This is a genomic window from Nitratireductor sp. OM-1, assembly GCF_003296175.1.
In the GTDB taxonomy this organism is placed as follows: Bacteria; Pseudomonadota; Alphaproteobacteria; order Rhizobiales; family Rhizobiaceae; genus Nitratireductor; species Nitratireductor aquimarinus.
On record NZ_CP029208.1, the window covers coordinates 3,429,349 to 3,452,002 of the forward strand.

The following is a 22,654-nucleotide window of genomic DNA, read 5'->3' on the forward strand; positions in this document are numbered from 1 at the left end:
GAAGAGCCTCACTTCAGGCGCGTTCAATGCGCGCCTGATAGCAATTGTACTTTGCCGAGCGCACATGCAGATAAGCGATGTCATCGCGCTGCAAAAGTTCATGCGCCCGGGTGCAGATATGCTGCTGCGGAACGACGTCACCCGTCCCGTAGACGATGCGGTCATCATCTCCGTAGCCGCGCAGAAGCCATTGTGTTTCCGCCCGCAGAAGGTCGGGCATCACATCGCATTCCTGCGCCCGTTCACAGGCTTCCGCACACAGAAAGACCGGTCCCGTCTCGGCATAGGGCTGCAGATCGGGAAACGGCCTGTAGGCGAGGATAAGATAGGGTTTTCCTTCGGGAACGGTGCGCAGGCAATGGCGGCAGGGAACCCCGCTGCCCGTGGAAATCCGCCGTTCCGGCCTCCGCCCATAGGCATCGGGCACACCAGTGCGATACGCCCGCGCAACGTCGCTGTCCATGGCGACAAATCTGATCAAGCCCATCATTGCTCTCCTTCAAAGGTGTTGGAGAGCAATCTGCCTGGCGAGACCGGGGCTTCCCACCCGATTCCCGCCAAATGCGCCTGTCAGCGCAGGAAATCGTCGATGCGCCGCAAGGTCACACGCCGGTTGCGCCAGTTCTCCTGGCGTGTCGGCACCAGCAGATATTCCTCGCCATAGCCCACCGTTTCCAGCATGCGCGAGGGCACGCGGAACTCACGCACCAGAACCCGCCTCAGCGAATTGGCCCGGCGCTCCGAAAGCTGCTGATTGTAGGCGAATGACCCGACCGCATCCGTGTGGCCTTCAAGCAGCACAACCGTTCCCGGCCTGCGACGACGCAGGCGATGCAGGGCGTCTGCAATCTCTTCCACCTTGCGGAACTGCGAATAGGGTATCTCGGCTGAATCGAAGCCGAAATTGATGGCCTGAATGTCAATGGATGGCGCGCGCCGGCGCAGCTCCGGTCGCTGCTTCAGCTCCCGCACCGTCACACGGTCCTGCGGGCGCACGCGCTGCGCGGGCGCGGCTTCGAGACTGCGCTGGATGCGAGAGGCCGAAGGCATCTGGGATTGCGCCATGGCAGCGCCCGGCATCAATGCGGCGGCAATGGCCGCTCCCAGCATCTGGCGACGGTTCAGCATCGAGAATTCCTTTCAAAGACATGCGTCATCATTGCGCACATCTTCATCGAACCCCGCTGAATTTGCGATGAACGCCCCGTTGCGAAACGTTCAGCCGCTTCACATCCCTGATCGTCAGGCCTCTCCGGTCTCCACCGGCGTGTCTGCGCGGCCGCCCCACTCGCTCCACGAACCGTCATAGAGCCGGTGGTCGGAATGGCCGACCGTTTCGAGCGCCAGCGAGATAACAGCCGCCGTCACACCCGATCCGCAGGAAGTCACCACGGGCCGCGAAAGATCGACGCCCGCCCCTTCGAAAAGCGCGCGCAGCTCGTCCGGTGGCAACAGGCGTCCATCCCGCGAAAGTGCAGAGGCCGGCACATTGCGCGCGCCGGGCATGTGGCCCGAACGCATGCCTGCACGCGGTTCCGGCTCTGCACCGGTAAAGCGGCCTGCCGGACGCGCATCGGCGATCTGCGCCGTCGCATCCTCCACCAGTTGCAGCATCGCCTCAAGGCTCGCCACCCGCTCTTCGTCCAGCTTGGCGTTGAACACCGCCGGAGCCGTCTGGACCGGCTTGTCCGTCAGGGGCCGTCCCTCGGCGCGCCAGCCATCGAGCCCGCCATCCAGCAGAAGCACATTCTTTGCGCCCATCACGCGGAACATCCACCAGACGCGCGGCGCGGAGAAAAGACCCGGCCCGTCATACACGACGATGGTGTCGTCTTCGGAAATCCCCATCGCGCTCACGTGGCGCTGGAAGGTCGCGGCATCCGGCAGCGCATGCGGCAGATCCGTTTCGGGATGCACCACAGCGTCCTGATCGAAGAACACAGCGCCGGGAATGCGCCCCGCCTCATGTTCGGCACGCCCATCCCTGCCATGCGCCGGCAGATACCAGGACGCATCGACGATGGAGAGGCCCGGCGTCTCCAGTCGTTCTTCCAGCCATGACGGCGATACCGTGAAGCGGCTTTTCTCGCTCATTTTCTTCTCTCAGTCTCAGTTTGCTGGAATTGGTCCGAAGCGCAGGCGGAAACGACGGTTTTCGCGCCCTTTCTTCTCGATCTTGCCGATATGGATCTCGCCCACTTCCGACGTGCGGGCCACATGCGTGCCGCCACAGGGCTGGCTGTCGACCGACGCCTCGTCGCCAATGCACACGAGCCGGATGCGCCCTGCCCCCTGCGGCGGGCGCACATTCTTCGACTTCACCAGATCCGGATTGGCTGCAAGCTCGTCCTCGCTGATCCAGCGGGTGAACACCGGATGATCCCCGTTCACCAGCTCCATCAGCCGGGCGGTCACGTCTTCCTTGGTGAAGCTCGCATCGGGTAAGTCGAAATCGACGCGCGAATCCGTTTCGCTCACCGATGCCCCGGTGATCGGGAAAGGACAGACCACGCTCAGAAGATGACAGGCCGTATGCATGCGCATCAGCCGGAACCGCCGGTCCCAGTCAATGGCCAGCTGCAGCGTCTCGCCCACTTCCGGCAGGGTCTGTTCGGCGGCCGGCACGTGAATGATCTCGTCCTTGGTCTCGCCCGTCACCGTCGCCGCCACATGGATCAGCGATCCATCCTCGCGCGTGAACCTGCCGGTGTCGCCCGGCTGCCCGCCGGACGTGGCGTAAAACATCGTCCGGTCGAGCAGAATGCCCCCACGGTCATTAATGCCCACCACCCGCGCTGCGCCATCGCGCAGATAGGCGTCTTCGCGGAAAAGCGTCTCGGTCTGCGCCATCACGCGACCTCCTCGAAAGGAATGTCGATTTGCGGCGCGCCTTCCATCCAGCCCGGTGCCGGCAGACCCTTTTCACGCAGGAACGCGGGATTGAAGAGCTTCGACTGATAGCGCGTGCCATGGTCGCAGAGCACCGTCACGATGCGGTGTCCCGGCCCCAATTCGCGCGCCAGACGCATTGCGCCCGCAATGTTGATGCCGGTCGAGCCGCCAAGGCAAAGCCCCTCCTCCTGCACCAGATTGAAGACGATGGGCAGCGCCTCTTCATCGGGAACCTGAAACGAGAAATCGGGCGTGAACCCTTCAAGATTGGCGGTGATGCGTCCCTGCCCGATGCCCTCCGTGATGGATGTGCCTTCGGACTTCAGCTCGCCCTGCGTGTAATAGCTGTAGAGCGCGGCCCCCATCGGGTCGGCAAGCGCCACTTTCACGTCCCGGTTCCGGCCGCGCAGGCCATCGGCCACGCCGGCCAGCGTCCCGCCGGTTCCAACGGCGGAGACAAAGCCATCCACCTTGCCGCCGGTCTGCTCCCAGATCTCGGCAGCCGTCGTGTGGATGTGGCCATCGCGGTTCGCCACATTGTCGAACTGGTTCGCCCAGATCGCGCCGTTCGGCTCGGTCCTGGCAAGCTGCGCTGCAAGCCGGCCCGAAACCTTCACATAGTTGTTCGGGTTCTTGTAGGGCACCGCCGGAACCTCGATCAGTTCCGCGCCAAGCACCCGCAGCGCATCCTTCTTTTCCTGACTCTGCGTGTCGGGGATCACGATCACGGTGCGATAGCCAAGCGCCTTGGCAACCAGCGTCAGCCCGATGCCGGTATTACCCGCCGTGCCCTCAACGATCACGCCGCCTGGCTTCAGAAGCCCGCGCTTTTCCGCGTCGCGAATGATGAACAGTCCGGCCCGGTCCTTCACCGACTGGCCCGGGTTCATGAACTCGGCCTTGCCGTAAATCTCGCAGCCCGTCTCCTCCGAGGCCCGCTTCAGGCGGATCAGCGGCGTGTTTCCGATGGCGTCCACAACCGAGTGCTTCATGTCGTCCTCTTTGAATTTTTGCGGAGGTTAAGAAGCCCGTTCCTGCCTTGCAAGGAGGGATTTTTTACAAGACGCCGAAAGCACGCAAAGCTATCGCGTTTTGCAATTGCTTCACGAACGAACAGCTTCCGACAATAAGTTGAGGTTTTTCAGCGATTTCTAGCCCTGATACGCTTTTCAATCCATCACCCGCCCGTTAAATCTTGCGGACCAGAGAGAGGGGATGGGATGGCGCTTTATCGGGCCAGTCCGAATGATGGCGTTGCGTGGGTCACCGGTGCGAGCACCGGGATCGGCCGTGCGCTTGCGATTCATCTTGCCCGAAATGGCTACACGGTCGCCGCCACGGCGCGCGCCGAAGACGGCCTCGCTTCCATCACCGACGAGGTGGAAAACCTGAAGGGGCGCATCTTCGTCTTTCCGTGCGATGTGATGGACGAAGCCGGCATGGAGCGCACCGTCGCCAGTATCGAGAAGTCTCTCGGCCCCATCGTGCTCGCCGTCTTCAACGCCGGCACCTACCTGCCGGTTCGCGGCGACCGGCTGGAGACGACCAATTTCGTCCGCAGCTACCAGATCAATGTTTTTGGCACGCTGAACGGGCTCGTTCCCCTGTCGGACCGCATGCGCGACCGTGGTTTCGGGCAGATCGTCGTGATGGGATCGGTCACCTCCTTCTTCGGCATGCCGTCTGCATCGGCCTATGGCTCCACCAAGGCCGCCCTCAACAATCTCATCGAGGGGCTTCGCTTCGATTTCGAGAAGCTGAACATCCGCACGCAGATCATCAATCCGGGCTTTGTCGCCACGCCACTCACCGACAAGACCAGCTTTTCAATGCCGGCGCTTCTCACCGCGCCGGATGCCGCGCGCCGCATCGCCAATGGCATCAGCCGGGGCGGCTACGAGATCACCTTCCCCAAGCGCCTTGTCTGGCCGCTGAAATTTCTGCGCATGTTCCCCAAGCCCGTGGTCTTCTTCGTCATGTACCGCCTGACAGGCTGGAACAAGCGCTCGCTCGGCCCCCGCAAAAAGCGCCGCAGGGCCGCCGGCTGATCCGGGTCAGGCCCGCGCCCGCTCCACTTCCGGCGGCGCATCCCTGCATGCCAGATAGATTGCCAGCGAAAGCGCGATCAGCACCGCATAGAAGATGAACAGCGTCTGGTAGGCCGCCACCGGATCTCCCGGCACGACCGATGCCGCCACAACGCCACCGGTCAGGAACTGCATCACGCCCGCCCCGCCGACGGAGAAGAAATTGAGCAGCGTCACGCCGCGCCCCGTCAGATGGGCCGGCACAAAGGCCCGCCCATGCGCCATCAGAAGGCCATAGCTCGCGCCACACACGCCGATCACCACGAACACGACCGTCGTGATGAAGATCGTCGAAACCGGCATGAAAGCAAGCAGCACGATTGCCATGAGCCCGATCAGATTGCCCCCGACCGCAACCCATTTCCGGGTTTTGAAGAACACGTCCAGCGGCCCGTAGACGAAGCTGCCCGCCGACATGGCAAGCGCCATGAACAGCGTCACCTGACCGATCAAGAGCGCATCGGCGTTGTAGACATCGGCCAGATACGGCCCGGCCCAGAGCCCGCGTATGCCGGCCGCCGGCGCATAGTTGAGCGCGGTCAGCGGCAGGATCGGCCACAGGACGCGCAGCTTCAAGAGTTCCGCGTAGCCGCGAAAGCCAAAGCCCGCTTCACGCGCAGCCTGTGTGTCGGCCTCCGGATCGCGCACCAGAAACTGAATGGCGATGCCGGTCAGAATGGTGAAGCCCCCCAGCCCCGCCATCACACCGCGCCAGCCAAAGGCTTCAGCGGCAGCGGCCATCGGCGCAGACCCCACCACATTGCCCATCGTGCCAAAGGCGATCAGCCAGGAGATCAGAATGGTCAGGCGCGCCGGCGAGAAGGTTTTTGCGAAAATGAAAACGGAGGCCATCAGCACGGCGGAACAGCCAGCGCCGTTGAGCACCATGGCGAAAATGATTGCCCACGGCCCCGGCGCCATTGCGAAGAGCAGCGCGCCACCGCCGCCGCAAACCGCCAGCAAAAACGCCGCCGTGCGGCGCGGGCCGTAACGGTCGAGCGAAACGCCGACCACGAACTGCATGAGCGCGAAAGACACAAACCATGCGCCCGACGCCATGGAAAGCTGGGCTTTAGTGGCACCCAGCTCGCTGGTCAGTGCAGGTGTGAGAACGGCCAGAAACGACCGGTAGAATTGCGACAGGACGTATCCTATCGCCAGTGCCGCAAGACCGGCCATGCTTTCGCTGCTCCCTCCTCCGTCTGGCTAAACCGCCAGATGTTTCTGGCCTAGCCGAACGATGCCGGAGGGACAATTGGGCCAGACCGGCCTATCGGCCGATCAGCCCTTTTGAAGAAACCCGAATGCCGGGCTTATGCCGCGTGCGCGCCGGGGCGTTTGCCGCGGGTGCGGCGACGGCGACGGACCGGCTTGTCGCCTTCGGACTGACGCTGCTCGCCCTGCTGCGCCTGCGGCTTCGCACCGTGACGCGGCTTTGGCTTACGGCTGTCGCCGGCCCTGGCGGGCTTCTGCGCATTGCGGCGCTCACCGCCATTGTTGGCAGGCGCGGGGCGCGGTGCCGGGTCAGGCTCCGACGTGTGATCCGCCACCAGCGGAAGGCGCATGCGGATGATCTTCTCCACGGCCTTCAGCTTGTCAGCTTCGGCCGGATCACACAGCGTGACCGCCTCGCCGGATGCGCCGTTGCGGCCGGTGCGGCCAATGCGGTGCACATAGCTTTCCGGCTGGTCGGGAAGGTCGAAATTCACCACATGGCTGATGCCCGGAACGTCGATGCCGCGCGCGGCAATGTCGGTCGCCACGAGAATGCGCACCGATCCATCGCGGAAACCGTTCAGCGCACGCTGGCGCGCATTCTGCGACTTGTTGCCGTGGATCACCGCCGCCTCGAAACCGTCACGGCCGAGATCGCGGGTCACGCGGTCCGCGCCATGCTTGGTGCGGGCGAAGATGATCACCGAGCGCATGGCTTCGTCGGCCAGCATGTCGGAGAGGATTTTGCGCTTCTGCTTGGTGCGCGCCATCACCAGCCGCTGGCTGATCTCGCCTGCCGTGGTGGATTCCTTGGCGATCTCCACCCGCAGCGGATTGTTGAGCAGGCTTTCGGAGAGCTTTTCCACTTCCTTGGGCATGGTGGCGGAGAAAAGCGCCGTCTGCCGTTCGGAATGCGTGGCGCGCGCAATGCGGCGCACATCGTTGATGAAGCCCATGTCGAGCATACGATCGGCTTCGTCCAGAACCAGCCAGCGCGTTTCCGACAGCGAAAGCTCGCCCGAACGCACGATGTCGGTCAGACGGCCCGGCGTCGCCACCAGAACGTCGACCCCCTGTGCGAGACGACGAACCTGGCTGTTGCGCGAAACACCGCCCAGCACCAGCGCCGTGGAGAGATGGGCGTGGCGGGAGAGTTCACGCACCACATCATCGATCTGAACGGCCAGTTCGCGCGTCGGGCACAGGATCAGCGCCCGCGCGGTCTTCGGCTTGCGCTTGGTGCCAAGCGCGATGATCTGCGAGAGGATCGGCAGCGAAAAGGCCGCCGTCTTGCCCGAGCCCGTCTGGGCAATGCCCAGAACGTCGCGTTTCTCGAGCATGGCCGGAATGGCCTTTTCCTGAATTGGCTTGGGCGTTACGAACCCCACCCCTTCGGCCGCCTTCAACAGGTTGCCGGAAATTCCAAGATCAGCGAAACCGATCTGTTTCGCATTGTTGTCATTGGTCACTATGCAATCTTTCCTATGCCGGCGTCCGATGACGCCGCAATGATACGTGGCAGGGCGCAACCTGCCGAATAAATGTTTGAATGAACGACGTGACGAGGGGTGTCTCACCCACACGGCTGCGCTGTCGCGCCGGCTTTGCCGGCTTGAGCCTCACCCTTGGGTAGAGGCTTCAGACGCAACCAGTCTTTGAAGAAAGCCAGCATAACCAGCCCATGCGTCTCAGCGTCATATGGGGCATTGGCGGCAAAAGTGCAAACGCTATTTTGTGCACCGCAGTATCTCACTCGTCTCTGGCAAGTTTCGCCAGCGCCAGCATACTCCGCCAGTTGCGCCCCGTCATCGACAGTTTCAGCGTCGGCTCCATTTTTGGCACAAAGCGCGACTGCCCCATGCCATCGGGCGTGTGGAGATAGAGCGTGCGCCCGCTGACGCAAACCTCTTCCGTGCCCGTGACCTTCGCCTGAAGCGCTGCCACATCCGCTGCCGCCGGCTCCCGCTCCAGCGCATAGACATGCACCCTGGTCGGCTCGTCGGCAGCCTGCGGAAACGGATTTGCGGCAATCATCGCATTCCAGTCATCAAGACTGCGCACCATGATCGCCTTGTCGAATCCCATCTTCGCACGCACCAGATCGGCCACCTTTGCCCGCACCGCCTCTTCCCCGGACGAGGCGGTCAAAACCGCATTGCCGCTGTTGATGTAGGTCGCCACATCCTGAAAGCCGCCCTCGCCCAGCACCGCGCGCAGTTCCTTCACGGGAAGCTGCGTCGCGCCGCCAACGCCGCGAAAGAGAACGATGTATCGGGTCGCGGCCATGTTCCGTCCTCAGATGATCAGCCCGGCAATCGTGTCATTGTTGGTGATGTCCTGATAGGCCCAGCCCGCCGCATCGAAACGCTCGGTCAGAACATCGAAATTATCCCGGTTCTTGGTCTCGATCCCGATCAGGACGGAGCCGAAATTGCGCGCCGACTTCTTCAGATACTCAAAGCGCGTGATGTCATCCTCCGGCCCCAGAAGGTCGAGGAAGTCACGCAGCGCGCCCGGGCGCTGAGGAAAGCGGAAGATGAAATACTTCTTCAGTTCCTCGTAACGCAGCGCCCGCTCCTTCACATCCGGAAGGCGCTCGAAATCGAAGTTTCCGCCCGACACGACGGCGATCACCGTGCGCCCTTTGAGAACCTCCGGCGAGAAGTCCTTCAGCGTGTCAATCGCCAGCGCGCCCGCCGGCTCCAGCACCACACCCTCGATGTTCAGCATCTCGATCATGGTCGCGCAGAGCCGGTTCTCCGGCACCAGATGCACGGCCTCCGCATCGAATGTCTTCAGATGCGAGAACGGCGTCGCGCCGATCTCGGCCACCGCCGCGCCATCGACGAAATTGTCCACCCGGTCGAGACGCACCGGCCGGTCCTGAACCAGGGCCTGCTGCAGGCTGGCCGCCCCTTCGGGCTCCGCAAAGGCGAAAGCGCCCGCCTGTCCCGCGGTCCTCAGATAACGCGTCACACCGGAGGCAAGTCCGCCACCGCCCACGGGCAGAATGACGAGGCTGTCATCCATCCGCACGCCGTCAAACGCCTTGATCTGCTCGGCGATCTCGCGGCCAACCGTCGCCTGCCCCTCGATGATGTCGGGATGATCGAAAGGCGGCACCATCGCGCCGCCGCTCTCCTCGGCAAAATCCAGCGCCGCGCGAAGGCAGTCGTCAAAGAAATCGCCGATCAGGCGGATTTCCACGAACTCGCCGCCGAAGATGCGGGTCTTGTCGATCTTCTGCTGCGGCGTCGTCACCGGCATGAAGACCACGCCCTTGCAGCCAAAATGCCGGCAGACATAGGCAAAGCCCTGCGCGTGATTGCCTGCCGATGCGCAAACGAAGGTGCGCTCCGGCCCGCCCTCGGCCATCGCCTTGCGGAAGAAGTTGAAAGCACCGCGGATCTTGTAGGAACGGACCGGCGTCAGATCTTCGCGCTTCAAGAAAACCCGCGCGCCGGTCTTCTTCGACAGATAGTCGTTCTCCTGAAGCGGCGTTGCAGCAAACAGTGACCGCAGGGCCTCTTCAGCCTCCGCGACGGCCTCAACGAAGTCGGTCTCGTTCGTTCCTGCACTCATGCGTCTCTTGCCTATCCAGTCCGTGTGTCCTACGGGCTATTGCATATCAGGGCGCGTGACGCCACTCTCGCGCCAGGGAGGGGACCGTTTCCCGGATACAGACGCTTATACCGAGCAGCCTGAGGTTCACCACTTGCAGTATCTCGCCGTCCGCGCCGCGCTCCACATTGCGGCGGTTTTTGCCATCTATCTCGCGGCTGCCATGCTCATACCGGCGGCGGTCGATCTTTATTACGGCAATGACGACTGGCGTGTCTTCGCCTTCTCCGCGCTGTTCACCGGCGGGCTCGCCATCGGCGTTTCGCTCGCCACCCAGGGCCGCCCGCCCGTCATTTCGTCCCGTTTCGGCTTTCTGGTGGTCAACCTTCTGTGGATGACGGCCTGCATCGTGGGCGCCGTGCCCATGCTCGCTTCCTCCGTGGAGTTCAGCATTGCCGACGCCTTTTTCGAATCCGTCTCCGGCGTCACCGCGACAGGCGCGACCGTCATTGTCGGCTTGGATGGCATGCCCCCGGGCCTGCTTCTGTGGCGCTCCATCCTGCAGTGGATCGGCGGCCTCGGCGTGATCGCGCTCGGCCTGTTCGTCCTGCCGTTCCTGAATGTCGGTGGCGTTTCCTATTTCCGCATCGAATCCTCGGACATCGCAGACCGCCCCTTCGACCGGTTCTCGACTTTCGGGCTCGGCCTTGTCAGCATCTATGCGCTTTTGACGCTCGCCTGCACCATCGCCTATGCGGCAGCCGGCATGCGCGCCTTCGACGCCGTCAATCACGCGCTCACCACCATCGCCACTGCCGGCTTCTCCACCCATGACTCCTCCATGGGCTTCTATGCCGACAACCCCGCCATCCTGTGGATCAGCACGTTCTTCATGTTCGTGGCGGCGCTGCCCTTCTCCATCCTCATCCTGTTTGCCCTGCGCGGCAGGCTCGATGCGCTGCGCGATCCGCAAATCCGTGTCTTTGCCGGATATGTGGTCGTGTTCGTGCTGGCGGTGGCCATCTATCTGCGCATCGTCCACGACCACACCTTCTTTGCAGCCCTCACCCATTCGGCGTTCAACTTCGTGTCGATCATCACGACCACCGGCTATGCCAGCTCGGATTATTCACAGTGGGGCGCCTTCGCGGTTGCGGCCGCCTTCGTCGCCATGTTTCTCGGCGGCTGTTCCGGCTCCACGACCGGCGGCATCAAGGCCTATCGCTTCCTGATCCTGTTCAAGCTGATGGCCAATGGTCTGCGCCGCTTCGTCTATCCGAACACCGTCGTCACCGTGCGCTATGGCGACCGCACAGTGGATGATGACCTGCAGCGCGCGGTTGTTCTCTATATTTCGGCCTTCTTCGTCATCTGGGCCGTCATCATTCTCATTCTCGCGGCAACCGGTCTCGATTTCGTCACCGCTATCTCCGCCGCCCTCACCGGCCTCACCAATGTCGGCCCCGGTCTCGGCCAGGTGGTCGGCCCCGCCGGCAGCTTTGCGCCCTTGCCGGATCTGGCCAAATGGGTCGTCGCTTTCGCAATGCTCATGGGACGGCTCGAGATTCTCGCCGTGCTCGTCATCTTCGCACCGGTTTTCTGGGAGAAGTGACCTCCACAAGACGTCGCTTTCCCGCTAAGGATGAGCGACGTCGAACCTTCCGACCCTCCGGGCAAGCAAAGACTGTATCCAATGTCGTTTCGCAAGTTTCAGCGTCCGTTCGCGTTTTTGTTCATCCTGATGGTGGTCACGGGCTGCGCCAACCAGAAGCCCTCCCGACTGATCGCGCAGACCATGGCGCCGGCGCGCACCGATCAGATCGAAGCCACGCACGAGATTTTCATCGCCACCAACCGCGCTGCCGCAGAGGAACCGGGTGAACTCTTCTCCGGTCGCCGCCTTGCGCACCAGGGAGCGCCCAAGGCAGCCTTCGCACATGTCGACGTGTCCATCCCCAAGGTGCACGAAACCGGCAAGCTGGAGCTTTCGCCCAATCCTGCTGTGGCGGATCCAGCGCGTTACTTCACGGCGCAAAAGGCGGTCCTGTACCCCGACGCCAGCGATTTCGAAGCGGCCCTGAGAAAAAGCATCGCCTCCCATGGCGGTCGCGCCCTCGTCTTCATCCACGGCTACAACACCGGCTTCGACGACGCGGTCTATCGCGCAGCCCAGATCTTCAACGATGCCGATTACAGCGGCACGCCGATCATGTTCTCCTGGCCATCCGCAGGCCGCATGCTTGATTATGTCTACGATCAGAACAGCGCCACCACCGCCCGCGATGCGCTGGAAGAAACGCTCCGCCTGGTGGTTCGCGCCGGCGCAAAACGCATCGATATCGTTGCCCATTCCATGGGTAGCTGGGTCACGATGGAGGCCCTGCGCCAGCTCGCCATTTCCGGTGACCGGGATCTGGGCGGACGTCTTGCCGACGTGGTTCTCGCCTCTCCCGATCTCGACATCGATGTCTTCAAATCTCAGATGCGTCGCTATGGCGTGCCGAAAAAGACCTTCCTCATCCTGACGTCCCAGAACGACCGCGCTCTTACACTGTCCGGTTTCATCGCCGGCAATCAGCCCCGTCTCGGTGATTATAGCGACGCCAAGGAGCTGACCAATCTCGGCGTGGTCGTGGTCGATGTAACCAAAGTGTCGTCAGGCGACTGGCTCAACCACACCAAATTTGCCGAAAACCCGATCCTTGTCCGCCTTCTGGGCGAGCGCCTTTCCAGCGAAGGCAATCTGAACGCCAGAGATCACGACGCCGTTGCCGGCAAACTGGAAACGCTGGTGCGCGGTCTCGGCCAGACGGTCGGCACTGCCGCCGATATCGTCATCACCACACCGCTCACGGTCATCGATCTGGCCACAGGTCCGGTCCGGCGTTAAGAACGAACACGGAAGCGCGTAAAATCAAGAGATTAGACGCGCTTCCAGACTCAAGACGAGAAGCATTTGAAGGGCATTCATCGCGAAATGACGCGCCCTTTCAAAGGAACAGATCGACCTTCTGGAAGCTCGTCACGTCGATGAGGCCGGTATCGGAAATCCTGAGTTCCGGGATCACCACCAGCGCCAGAAGCGAGTGCTGCATATAGGCGTTGTTCAACGTGCAGCCCATGTCGCGCATGGCATCGGTCAGCTTCGCCGCCTTCTGCGCCACCACTTCCGCCCGCTCATCCGACATCAGCCCGGCAATCGGCATCTCCACCAGCGCCAGCTCGCGCCCCTTCGAGAACAGCACGACGCCGCCGCCCACTTCGCCAAGACGGTTGGCCGCTTTGGCCATGTCATCCTTGTTGGTGCCGACCACGATCATGTGGTGTGAATCATGCGCCACCGTCGAGGCCATGGCGCAGTCCTGCATGTAGCCGAAGCCCGAAACGAAGCCATTCGTCACATTGCCCGTGCCGCGATGCCGCTCCACCAGCGCGATCTGGCAGACATCATTGCGCCGGTCCATGGCGACGATGCCATCCTCGACGCCAAGCTCCGCCTCCAGCGCCCGCGTCGGCGCCTGGTTCTCGATCACGCCGATTACCCGCGCCCGCACATGGTTTGCGCCCTCGGGCGCAGCAATGTCGAAATCCTGCGCCGCAAGGCTTTTGCCAAGCCGCACCGTGTTCTTGGCCTTTGCGGGATAATCATGGGCCGGAATATCCGCCTCCAGGCGCCCGGCGCGCGCCAGCCTCACACCACGCGCGAAGACGTCATCGATCACGAGTTCCGCCAGATCCGAAACGATCAGGAAATCCGCCCGCCGTCCGGGCGCGATGGAACCCAGCTCCCGCTCCAGCCGGAAATGCTCTGCCGTGTTGATCGTCGCCATCTGGATCGCAGTCACCGGCTTCAGACCCTGCGCGATGGCGTGGCGCACCACGCGGTCCATATGGCCGTCATTCACCAGCGTTCCCGAATGGCTGTCATCGGTGCACAGAATGAAATTGCGCGGATCGAGCCCCTGCTCCGTCACCGCCTTGATCTGGCTTGCCACGTCATACCAGGCAGAGCCCAGCCGCAGCATGGCCTTCATGCCCTGACGCACCCGCGCAATCGCGTCCTCGGCGCGCGTGCCCTCATGATCGTCTTCCGGCCCGCCGGCCACATAGCCATGGAACGGCAGCCCGAGATCGGGCGAGGCATAATGTCCGCCCACGGTCTTGCCCGCCGCCACAGTGGCCGCAATCGCGCCCGTCATGGTGGCGTCATTGGCCGCAACGCCCGGGAAATTCATCACCTCGCCGAGCCCGATAATGTTCGGCCAGCCCATCGCCTCGGCCACGTCTTCGGCGGAAAGTTCGGCCCCGGCATTCTCCAGCCCCGGAGCGGAAGGCACGCAGGAGGGCATCTGCACAAACACGTTGATCGCCTGCGCCATCGCCTCGTCATGCATCAGCCGCACGCCGTCGAGGCCCAGCACATTGGCGATCTCATGGGGATCGATGAACATGGAAGTGGTGCCATGCGGGATCACGGCGCGGCAGAATTCCGTCACAGTCACCATGCCGCTTTCCACATGCATGTGCGCGTCGCACAGGCCCGGCACCAGATAGCGCCCCATGGCGTCGACCACCTTGGTCTTCTCGCCGATGGCGTGGCTCGCGTCCGGCCCGCAATAGGCAAACCGGCCTGCAACAATGGCAATGTCGGTTGCGGGGATCACCTCGCCCGAATGCACATTCACCCAGCGGCCATTGCGCACCACAAGATCCGCCTTCTGGCGCCCCATGGCCACATCCACAAGCTGCGGCGCGACCGCCTGCCAGGGTTTGAGATCGGTGGAAGGCACGGGCTTGGTGTCGGGCATGGATATCCTCCTGATGGAGAGCGCACTTTCGCAAACCCGCGCCGCGCGCGCCAGCCCTCACATCAATCAGTCAGCGGAAAGAATGGGGATTGCGTCACCGGGACCGTCATATGCCCATGGGGACGGCCTCGCTCTCGCCGAGCCCCTAACGCGCAATGGCGTCCCAGGCGGCAATGGCGCTGTCCACCACCCGCTCCAGCGCCGCGCATGAGGCCCCGTCGCGCGCCTGGATCGAAAGCCCGTGCAGAACGGTCACATAGAAAGCCGCGACCCGCGCCGGATCGGCGCTCTCGGGCACGTCGCCATCGCTGATCCCGCGCTCCACACGGCGGCGAAAACAGGCCTCGTTTTCACGGCGGTTTTCGGTCAGAAAGCGGCACACGGGGCTGTTTTCCGGCGCGCCGGCCAGCGCCGCCGTCACCACCATGCAGCCGCGGGGATTGTCAGGGGCGGTGTAGCAGCGGGCATTCACACGCAGCGCCCGTTCGATTGATCCGCGCGCCGTATCGCCTTTTTCCAGCGCCTCGCTCACCGGTGCGCTCTGTTCGCGCCCATACAGCTCGATCGCTTCGCGAAACAGCGTTTCCTTGCAACCGAACGCCGCATAAAGGCTGGGCTTGTTGATGCCCATGGCCTGCGACAGCTCGTTCATCGAAGCGCCCTCATAGCCGCACGACCAGAACACCCGCATCGCCTGATGCAGTGCTTCGTTCCTGTCAAATGCTCTGGGCCTGCCGCGTCCCGCCATCTCGAATACCTTTTGTACCAAGCCGTAAATAATTACGTCCGCTCGATATCTCAAGGCATGAGTCTGTTTCGACAGCCCGGCGCCTTGCATCTCGCCGGCGCACGGGGCCGGATCATGACGCAGAAAACAGGCGCATTGCATGCAATCGCAGCGCTGAAGCGCATGCGGTCATCTGCGCTTTCGAACAAGGCTCACAATTGCCTTTGCCAGCAGCATTGAAGAGAAAAACAGCACGAGCTGAGACGCGTTGATCCCAAGGACGTAATCATTTCCCGTAATCGTTGCTGCAGCTGAAGTTATCACAATAAGCGCAACCAAAATGATGTCGTGCACAGATCGGACTCCGGGTTTTCATGAAGCGCACATGCCCAGACCGAAGCCTTTTCACCTACGTCCACGAATGCGACTTCAAATAATTATTCAAATAAAAACAACACTATAAATGGATTTTGGCCTCTGCTCCGCAGGATTGTCAATGATCCATCCGGACCCCGCGCATTTCGCGTTGATGGCAAGGCGAAACCACCGCACGCCATCACCCCGCCTGCCCGGCGGCTGCTCGCCCCGCAGCCCCGGCGCCCCGCCGCAACAGGATCACAATGGCGGCAATCACCATCACGCTGCCCGGCAGCCAGTGCCAGCCGATCAGGCCGGGCCGGGTCACGAACAGAACCAGCATGGAAACGAATGGCACCAGATAGCTGTAGGCGGTCACCGCGCCCGGCGTCAGAACACCCGTGCCACGCTGCATGAGCCAGAAGGTCACGCCGCTCGAAAACACGCCCAGATAGGCAACCAGCAGAAAATCCCCGATCTGCATCCGCGTGAGCCCGTCAACCGGCTCCAGAACGAGACCCGCCGCCGCAATCAGAACGCCGCCGCCGGCAAGGCTCCAGAAAGTACGCGCCGCCGCATCGCTCGACAGCATGTTGCGCGCCATCCCCCATTTGGAAAGCACGGGATAAAGCGCAGACGCAATGCAGCCGACGAAGAACAGCGCCTCGTTCCAGCCGAACTGCAACTGCGCGAGATCGCCACCCGTCTGCGCCATGGCAAGCGCCAGCGCCCCGAACGCGCCAAGTGCGAGAATGGCCAGAAGCCCGCCTGCCCTCGGCTCCACGCCAAGCACGCGCCCCAGCCCGTAGGCGATGAGCGGCATGGTCACGAACAGCGCCGACATGGAAAACGCCGTCACCCGGTGCGCGGCCCAGAACATGATGCCGAAGAACCCCGCCAGACAAAGCCCCATCACCGCATAGAGCAGAAGGGCTGAAAGCCCCGGCCGCCAGTCCTCGCGCACCCGCACCATCGGAGCCATGGCCAGCGCCGCAATGGCAAAGCGCAGCGCCGTCAGAAGCAGCGGCGGCAGACCATCGGACAAAAGCCCCACCGCCGGAAAGGAAGCCCCCACGATCAGCGCCCATAAAAGCATGCCCATATGGGCCTGCATCACGCTCTTTTCCCTGTCAGCCCTGTCAACCATGTCAGCCCTGTCAGCCCTGTCAACCATGTCAGCCATCGGTGATCCGCCTTCCACATTTCCTGCAAGCCCTGAACATGAAACCAAAGCTAGTTCATTGCGGATCGATTGATAATGTGCGACTTCGCTCAATAACCATTCACTCAGAGTGTTTAATAATGGACCGCTTCACCGCCCTGAACGTGTTCCGCACGGTCGTAGAGCTGGGCAGTTTCGCCGGGGCAGCCCGGCGGCTTCGCCTTTCGCCCGCCGCCGTCAGCAAGAACATACGGGAACTGGAAGCGCATCTCGCCGTCCGTCTCATCAACCGCACCACGCGCCGCATGAGCCTGACAGAAGCGGGCGCGCTCTACCACAGGCGCATCGCCGGCATTCTCGATGATCTGGAAGACGCCGATGCCACGCTCGGGCCGCTTCAGCAGGAACCGCGCGGCCTCCTGCGCGTCAGCGCCCCCATGGCCACCAGCCTCGTCGCCCTTTCCCCGGCAATCCCGCAGTTTCTGGAACGCTACCCCGAGATCACGCTCGACCTCAGGCTGGATGACCGCCGCGTCAACATCGTCGAAGACGGGTTCGACCTCGCCATACGCGGCAGCGACCGGCTGGAAAACTCCAGCCTGATCGCCAGAAAGCTGCTGGTTCTCGATCACGTCCTGTGCTGCGCGCCGGCCTATCTCGAGCGCGCCGGGCCGCTTGAAACGCCCGAAGACCTGCGCCGCCACGAATGCGTGCAGTTCAGCCTGTCCGGCCATGCCGACGAATGGACCTTTCACAGAGCGGGCCGCAGTGTCACCGTGCCGGTCAACGGGCGCTACAAAGTCACGTCCAGCCTCGCCGTGCGCGACGCGCTGCTTGCAGGCTTTGGCGTCAGCATGACCCCGCGTCTCTATGTACGCGAGCATCTTGCCGCCGGCGCGCTGGTCCCCCTCATCCCGGACTGGACGCCCATGGACACCACGCTTTACGCGATCTACCCCTCCGCCCGCCATGTGCAGGCCAAGGTGCGCGCCTTTCTCGATTTCCTCGTCGAAACGCTCAGTCCACAGGCGCATTGACGCGCACCGGGCCACAAGCCCGCCATCCTCTGCACCCGGCCCGCAAACCTGTTAAGAGGAAACAACCTTCCGATTCCCCTGACAGGCCTGCCGTGACCGCCGATCCCACGCATATCCTCAAAACCGTCTATGGATACGAGGCCTTTCGCGGCCGCCAGGCCGAGATCGTCGAACACGTCATTGCCGGCAACAATGCCTTCGTGCTCATGCCCACCGGCGGCGGCAAGTCGCTGTGCTACCAGATCCCCGCGCTCTGCCGGCCAGGCCTCGGCCTCATCATTTCGCCGCTCATAGCCCTTATGGCCGATCAGGTGGCCGCGCTGAAACAGGCTGGTGTCCGCGCAGCCGCGCTCAACTCAAACCTGCCGCTCGAAGCCCGTCAGGCCATCTGGCGCGCCATGGGCGACGGCTCGCTCGACATGCTCTACGTCTCGCCGGAAACCCTGTTGCGCCCCGCCGTCCTCGACCGGCTGAAGCAGGTAAACCTCTCGCTCATCGCCATTGACGAGGCACACTGTCTCTCGCAATGGGGCCATGATTTCCGCCCCCATTACCGCCAGCTCGACGCGCTGGTCGGTGAGTTCCCCAACACGCCGCGCATGGCGCTGACCGCCACCGCCGACGCCCCCACCCGCGCCGAGATCATCGCGCATCTGGGCATTGATGAGCGCGACAGCTTCGTTGCCGGCTTCGACCGCCCGAACATCCGCTACGCCATCGAAGAAAAGGACAGCCCGCGCCGCCAGCTCGCGCGCTTTCTGGAAAAGCACAAGGATGAGAGCGGCATCGTCTATTGCCTCTCCAAGCGCAAGACCGACGAGACCGCCGAATGGCTCCGGTCGGAAGGCTACAACGCGCTTGCCTATCATGCCGGCATGGACCGCGAGGCGCGCGAGGCAAACCAGACCCGCTTCCAACGCGAGGAAGCGGTGGTCATGGTCGCCACCATCGCCTTCGGCATGGGCATCGACAAGCCGGATGTGCGCTTTGTCGCGCATCTGGATCTGCCCGGCAGCATCGAGGCCTATTATCAGGAGACCGGCCGCGCCGGCCGCGACGGCCTGCCGTCGGAAGCCATGATGCTCTACGGTTTCGATGACATCGCTCTGCGCCGCCGTTTCATCGAGGAATCGGACGCATCCGACCAGCGCAAACGCATGGAGATGCAGAAGCTCGACGCGCTTCTCGGCCTTGCCGAAACCGCCCAGTGCCGCCGTCAGGTCCTGCTCAACTATTTCGGCGACCATTGCGAGCCCTGCGGCAATTGCGACACCTGCGCAAATCCGCCCGAACGTTTCGATGGCTCCATCGCGGTCCAGAAGGCGCTCTCCTGCATCTACCGCACGGGCGAGCGTTTTGGTCAGGCCTACATCGTCTCCGTGCTTCTGGGGGCCGAAGACGAGCGCATCGCCCGCTTTGGCCACGACCAGATTTCCACCTATGGCATCGGCAAGGAATACGATCAGCGCGTCTGGCGCTCGGTCCTGCGCCAGATGGTGGCGCACGGCCTGGTGGATGTGGATTTCAGCGGCCATGGCGGCCTGTCCATCTCCGAGCGCGGCGCGCAGTTCCTGCGTGAAAAGCCCACGCTCATGCTGCGCGTTCCGCGTCCGGCGGCAAAGGGCAAGAGCCGGCGCTCTTCCGGCAGCGAGGCCGCCAGTGCGCTTGATCCCGAAGCCGCGGCCCTGTTCAAGGCGCTGCGCGAAAAGCGCATCGAGATCGCCCGCGAGCAGAACGTGCCGCCCTATGTCATCTTCCACGACCGCACGCTGATCGAGATGGCCTCCGCCCGCCCGTCCTCACGCCAGGCCATGGCTGGCATTTCCGGCATCGGCGAAGCCAAGCTCGACCGCTACGGCGAAGCCTTTCTGGATGTCATCGCAAATCACGACTGACAGAGCGGATCAATCCGGCGCGAAACCGTTGCGGGAAACAGGCCCGCTCAGTCGAGTTCCTGAACGCCTCCACCGGAAACCGTCAGAATCTGCCCGCTGACCCAGCTTGCCGCAGGTGAACTCAGAAACAGCGCGGCATTCGCCATGTCGACCGGCTCGCCCAGCCGGTTGATCGGCGTATGCGCCAGCATCTTCTTCTCAATCTCGTCGTTCAGGACAGACTCCAGCGCTTCCGTGCGGGTTGCGCCGGGCGCGATGCCATTCACCCGAATGCCCCTTGGGCCGAGGTCGAAGGCGATGTTCCGGATCAGATGGTTCGTCGCGGCCTTGGACGCACCATAGGACGCCATGCGCCTGTTCTTGTTCTCGCCGGCCATGGAGGTGATGGCGAGAATGGATCCACCGCCCGCCTTCTCCATTTCAGGCGCGGCAAGCTGCGCCAGCCGAAACAGCGAGAAGACGTTGAGATCGAACGCCCGGCGGAAATCCGACATCGGCATGTCGAATGGCTTGGGACCGCCACCGCCGGCATTTGAGACCAGAAGCGTCAGCTTTCCAAGCTGGCTCACCGTCTCGCTCACTGCGCGGGCAAGGTCATCTTCGCTGGTCACATCACAGGCGACGCTCGCGGCCATCGCCCCCGTCTTTCCGATGTCATCCGCAACCTGCCCGGCGCGCTCTGCATCAAGATCGGTCACCATCACCGAAGCGCCGGCGCCGGCAAATGCCTCGGCAATTGCGCGCCCGATCCCTGCGCCAGCCCCCGTTATCAGCGCGACCTGACCGTCCAGCATGAAATTCTGCGGATCATACATTCAAAGCACTCCTTTTGAACAAGCCACGCCAGAGAACCTAGCCCTAAGCGTTGCATTGCCCAGTGCAATCTCATCACGGAGTCTGTCGGATCGGAGTTTCCATCGCCACCGGCTCTTCAAAGCTCTTTCGTCAAAAGCACCCAGTTTTGAATTTCGGTCTGCCAGCCATCGCTGACACAGCGCCGCCGCGCCTTTTCGGCGTATCCCACGCGCTCATAAAGCCTCCGGGCTCCGTGATTGTCATCGGAGACGATCACGCTCATGCGGGAGATGCCGCGATCCGCCGCAATCTTCTCAGCAAGGTTGAGCAAATGGGTTCCTATTCCCCGCCCCTGCGTTTCGGGAAAACACGCCAGCACATTGACGTACCAGCTGTTCAGGGCGAGGTTTTCGAGTTCCTGAAGCGGGCGAAAGAGCGCGGGAAACTCCGCACCGATTGGCTCCGGCGTCGGACCGATTGCGTATACCGTCAGGCTTGCGACCGAGCCCTCTCCAAAATCCACGACATGGATCTGGCCATCTCGCGCCTTTTCGGCCTGCCGCTCGCGCCCCACCTCCCACGGGTCCTGATCCGGCGCGGCCATCGTTGACCAGATGTGAAGCGGAAGCCCCTCGCCGGCAAGGTTTACAAGCCGAGCGAGCGGCAGGGCATCTCCCGCCTCGGCGATACGGGTAAAACGCTCAAGCTCCATGAAACGCCTCCCCCTCAAAAACCACGCATAAGGGTTGAGAGCCAATATAGCACTGCCTTGGAAACCTGTCTGTAAGGGCGCTCACGGGCATACAGATACCGGGGTTCCTGCCCGCACCAGAAACCGCTGTTGCAATCCTTGCTGGCCGTGAGAGGCATCGGGCGCGAATGCATCTTCGCCAGTGAAGACGGCAACCGCATTCTCGTCGGTAGAGAATCGCAAAGCTTCCCGAACGGAAAGGCTGCTGCTTGGTGTTGTTCAGAAACTCTGGTGCGGACGGCGGGAATCGAACCCGCAAGCCCCAGGGGCGGCAAATTTTAAGTCTGCTGCGTCTACCAGTTTCGCCACGTCCGCATCGCAACAACGACTAGCGGTAGAAATCCCGGCAATCAAGCGGGATACGCATGTTCTTCAGAAAATACGCATGTTCAACGCCTGCGAAACAGGCCACCGCCCCGCTCCATCCGCCGCCAACCCGCCGCCCGCCACGTTCCACCGCCCGCCACGTTCCACCGCCCGCCACGTTCCACCATTGCCCTCACAGGGGCGCGGGTCTATCTCTCCACACATCAACAGGGATCACACTGAGATGAGCGAACTCGTAACGGCCGCAATGGTTGTCATCGGCGACGAAATTCTTTCCGGCCGCACCAAGGACAGGAATATCGGCCATCTGGCCGACATGCTCACGGCCGTGGGCATCGATCTGAAGGAAGTGCGCATCGTCTCCGACGACGAGGCGGCAATCGTCGAGGCGGTGAATGCGCTGCGCGCGCGCAACACCTATGTGTTCACCACTGGCGGCATCGGCCCCACGCATGACGACATCACCGCCGATTCCATCGCCCGCGCCTTCGCTCGCCCCTGCAACTATGACGACAGGGCCTTTTCCCTGCTCGAAAAGCACTATGCCAGCCGCGACATCGAATTCTCGGACGCCCGCAAGCGCATGGCCCGCATGCCCGAGGGAGCCGAGCATATCGACAACCCCATTTCCATCGCCCCCGGCTTCCGCGTCGAAAACGTCTATGTGATGGCCGGCGTGCCGGCGATTTTCCAGGCGATGCTCGACAATGTGATCCCCACGCTCAAAACCGGTGCGAAACTCATCTCCGAAACCGTCCCCTCCAGCCTTCCCGAAGGCGCAATCGGCGGCCCGCTCGGCGAAATTCAGGCAGCCCATCCCGAAACCATCATCGGCTCCTATCCAAAGTATCAGGATGGTTCCTTCTGGACCGAAATTGTGGTTCGATCCCGTTCGAAAGCGGCGCTTGAGGAGGCGGTTGTGGCCATCCGGTCCATGCTCGAAGATATCCCGCCCAGGCAGGTCGCAAAGGGTTGATCTGGCGCAAAACGGTTTGGCCGCAGATGGGCTAGAAAAGAAAAAGCGCACTGCATCGCAGCTC

At 62.7% G+C, this 22,654-nt stretch carries 20 protein-coding genes and 1 tRNA gene; 6 read left to right on the plus strand and 15 right to left on the minus strand.

Annotation, left to right across the window (positions count from 1 at the left end; all coding sequences use genetic code 11):
- Nucleotides 1–13: 13 nt before the first annotated feature.
- The 5 genes from DEJ54_RS16415 to DEJ54_RS16435 all read right to left on the minus strand — a co-directional run bounded on the left by DEJ54_RS16415 (nucleotide 14) and on the right by DEJ54_RS16435 (nucleotide 3,884).
- Nucleotides 14–487: a DUF1203 domain-containing protein gene (locus tag DEJ54_RS16415; RefSeq protein ID WP_113156350.1), complete on the minus strand. Its 474-nt coding sequence runs from the start codon at nucleotides 485–487 to the stop codon at nucleotides 14–16.
- A gap of 83 nt (nucleotides 488–570) precedes the next feature.
- Nucleotides 571–1,128, minus strand: a complete 558-nt coding sequence (locus tag DEJ54_RS16420) for an OmpA family protein (protein ID WP_113155501.1) — start codon at nucleotides 1,126–1,128, stop codon at nucleotides 571–573.
- A 114-nt stretch (nucleotides 1,129–1,242) separates the two neighbouring features.
- A complete protein-coding gene (sseA, locus tag DEJ54_RS16425) occupies nucleotides 1,243–2,094 on the minus strand; it encodes a 3-mercaptopyruvate sulfurtransferase (protein WP_113155502.1) in 852 nt (283 codons plus the stop codon).
- Nucleotides 2,095–2,109: 15 nt separating this feature from the next.
- Nucleotides 2,110–2,850: an alanyl-tRNA editing protein gene (locus DEJ54_RS16430; protein ID WP_371685908.1), complete on the minus strand. Its 741-nt coding sequence runs from the start codon at nucleotides 2,848–2,850 to the stop codon at nucleotides 2,110–2,112.
- The gene (locus DEJ54_RS16435; protein ID WP_113155504.1) at nucleotides 2,850–3,884 is read right to left on the minus strand and encodes a cysteine synthase A; all 1,035 of its coding nucleotides are present in this window, start codon (nucleotides 3,882–3,884) and stop codon (nucleotides 2,850–2,852) included. The genes DEJ54_RS16430 and DEJ54_RS16435 overlap by 1 nt, the downstream gene beginning before the upstream one ends.
- A gap of 228 nt (nucleotides 3,885–4,112) precedes the next feature.
- Here DEJ54_RS16435 and DEJ54_RS16440 point away from each other — a divergent pair, with 228 nt between their 5' ends.
- Nucleotides 4,113–4,940: an SDR family NAD(P)-dependent oxidoreductase gene (locus tag DEJ54_RS16440; protein WP_113155505.1), complete on the plus strand. Its 828-nt coding sequence runs from the start codon at nucleotides 4,113–4,115 to the stop codon at nucleotides 4,938–4,940.
- A gap of 6 nt (nucleotides 4,941–4,946) precedes the next feature.
- Here the strand turns inward: DEJ54_RS16440 and DEJ54_RS16445 are convergent, their stop codons facing one another.
- From DEJ54_RS16445 to ilvA, 4 genes are all read right to left on the minus strand, one after another.
- Nucleotides 4,947–6,158 carry an MFS transporter gene (locus DEJ54_RS16445; RefSeq protein ID WP_113155506.1) on the minus strand — a complete coding sequence of 404 codons (1,212 nt, stop codon included), beginning with the start codon at nucleotides 6,156–6,158 and terminating at the stop codon, nucleotides 4,947–4,949.
- 134 nt (nucleotides 6,159–6,292) lie between these two features.
- The gene (locus DEJ54_RS16450) at nucleotides 6,293–7,663 is read right to left on the minus strand and encodes a DEAD/DEAH box helicase (protein WP_113155507.1); all 1,371 of its coding nucleotides are present in this window, start codon (nucleotides 7,661–7,663) and stop codon (nucleotides 6,293–6,295) included.
- Nucleotides 7,664–7,943: 280 nt separating this feature from the next.
- On the minus strand, nucleotides 7,944–8,480 hold the full coding sequence (locus DEJ54_RS16455; protein ID WP_113155508.1) for a DUF1697 domain-containing protein: 537 nt from the start codon (nucleotides 8,478–8,480) through the stop codon (nucleotides 7,944–7,946).
- A gap of 9 nt (nucleotides 8,481–8,489) precedes the next feature.
- Nucleotides 8,490–9,776, minus strand: coding sequence for a threonine ammonia-lyase IlvA (gene ilvA / locus DEJ54_RS16460; RefSeq protein ID WP_113155509.1), 1,287 nt, complete (start codon nucleotides 9,774–9,776; stop codon nucleotides 8,490–8,492).
- 133 nt (nucleotides 9,777–9,909) lie between these two features.
- Between ilvA and DEJ54_RS16465 the strand changes: the two genes are divergently transcribed.
- On the plus strand, nucleotides 9,910–11,367 hold the full coding sequence (locus tag DEJ54_RS16465; RefSeq protein WP_113155510.1) for a TrkH family potassium uptake protein: 1,458 nt from the start codon (nucleotides 9,910–9,912) through the stop codon (nucleotides 11,365–11,367).
- Nucleotides 11,368–11,448: 81 nt separating this feature from the next.
- A complete protein-coding gene (locus tag DEJ54_RS16470; protein WP_113155511.1) occupies nucleotides 11,449–12,645 on the plus strand; it encodes an alpha/beta hydrolase in 1,197 nt (398 codons plus the stop codon).
- Nucleotides 12,646–12,745: 100 nt separating this feature from the next.
- On the opposite strand, the gene ade is transcribed toward DEJ54_RS16470, so the two are convergent.
- From ade to DEJ54_RS16485, 3 genes are all read right to left on the minus strand, one after another.
- Nucleotides 12,746–14,563 (minus strand): adenine deaminase, encoded by a 1,818-nt coding sequence (ade, locus tag DEJ54_RS16475; RefSeq protein WP_113155512.1) that lies wholly within the window; start codon nucleotides 14,561–14,563, stop codon nucleotides 12,746–12,748.
- A 145-nt stretch (nucleotides 14,564–14,708) separates the two neighbouring features.
- Nucleotides 14,709–15,311, minus strand: a complete 603-nt coding sequence (locus tag DEJ54_RS16480) for a TetR/AcrR family transcriptional regulator (protein WP_113155513.1) — start codon at nucleotides 15,309–15,311, stop codon at nucleotides 14,709–14,711.
- Nucleotides 15,312–15,846: 535 nt separating this feature from the next.
- The gene (locus DEJ54_RS16485; RefSeq protein ID WP_245447595.1) at nucleotides 15,847–16,830 is read right to left on the minus strand and encodes a DMT family transporter; all 984 of its coding nucleotides are present in this window, start codon (nucleotides 16,828–16,830) and stop codon (nucleotides 15,847–15,849) included.
- A gap of 119 nt (nucleotides 16,831–16,949) precedes the next feature.
- On the opposite strand from DEJ54_RS16485, the gene DEJ54_RS16490 reads away from it, so the two are divergent.
- Nucleotides 16,950–17,846 (plus strand): LysR family transcriptional regulator, encoded by an 897-nt coding sequence (locus DEJ54_RS16490; protein ID WP_113155515.1) that lies wholly within the window; start codon nucleotides 16,950–16,952, stop codon nucleotides 17,844–17,846.
- A gap of 92 nt (nucleotides 17,847–17,938) precedes the next feature.
- Nucleotides 17,939–19,741 (plus strand): DNA helicase RecQ, encoded by a 1,803-nt coding sequence (gene recQ, locus DEJ54_RS16495; RefSeq protein WP_113155516.1) that lies wholly within the window; start codon nucleotides 17,939–17,941, stop codon nucleotides 19,739–19,741.
- A gap of 47 nt (nucleotides 19,742–19,788) precedes the next feature.
- On the opposite strand, the gene hdhA is transcribed toward recQ, so the two are convergent.
- The 3 genes from hdhA to DEJ54_RS16510 all read right to left on the minus strand — a co-directional run bounded on the left by hdhA (nucleotide 19,789) and on the right by DEJ54_RS16510 (nucleotide 21,602).
- A complete protein-coding gene (hdhA, locus tag DEJ54_RS16500) occupies nucleotides 19,789–20,556 on the minus strand; it encodes a 7-alpha-hydroxysteroid dehydrogenase (RefSeq protein ID WP_113155517.1) in 768 nt (255 codons plus the stop codon).
- Nucleotides 20,557–20,672: 116 nt separating this feature from the next.
- Complete coding sequence (locus tag DEJ54_RS16505) at nucleotides 20,673–21,248, minus strand: GNAT family N-acetyltransferase (protein WP_113155518.1); 576 nt, start codon at nucleotides 21,246–21,248, stop codon at nucleotides 20,673–20,675.
- Between the two features lie 268 nt (nucleotides 21,249–21,516).
- Nucleotides 21,517–21,602: transfer RNA gene (locus DEJ54_RS16510), tRNA-Leu, on the minus strand.
- A gap of 235 nt (nucleotides 21,603–21,837) precedes the next feature.
- On the opposite strand from DEJ54_RS16510, the gene DEJ54_RS16515 reads away from it, so the two are divergent.
- Complete coding sequence (locus DEJ54_RS16515) at nucleotides 21,838–22,590, plus strand: competence/damage-inducible protein A (RefSeq protein WP_113155519.1); 753 nt, start codon at nucleotides 21,838–21,840, stop codon at nucleotides 22,588–22,590.
- The last annotated feature ends 64 nt before the right edge of the window (nucleotides 22,591–22,654 follow it).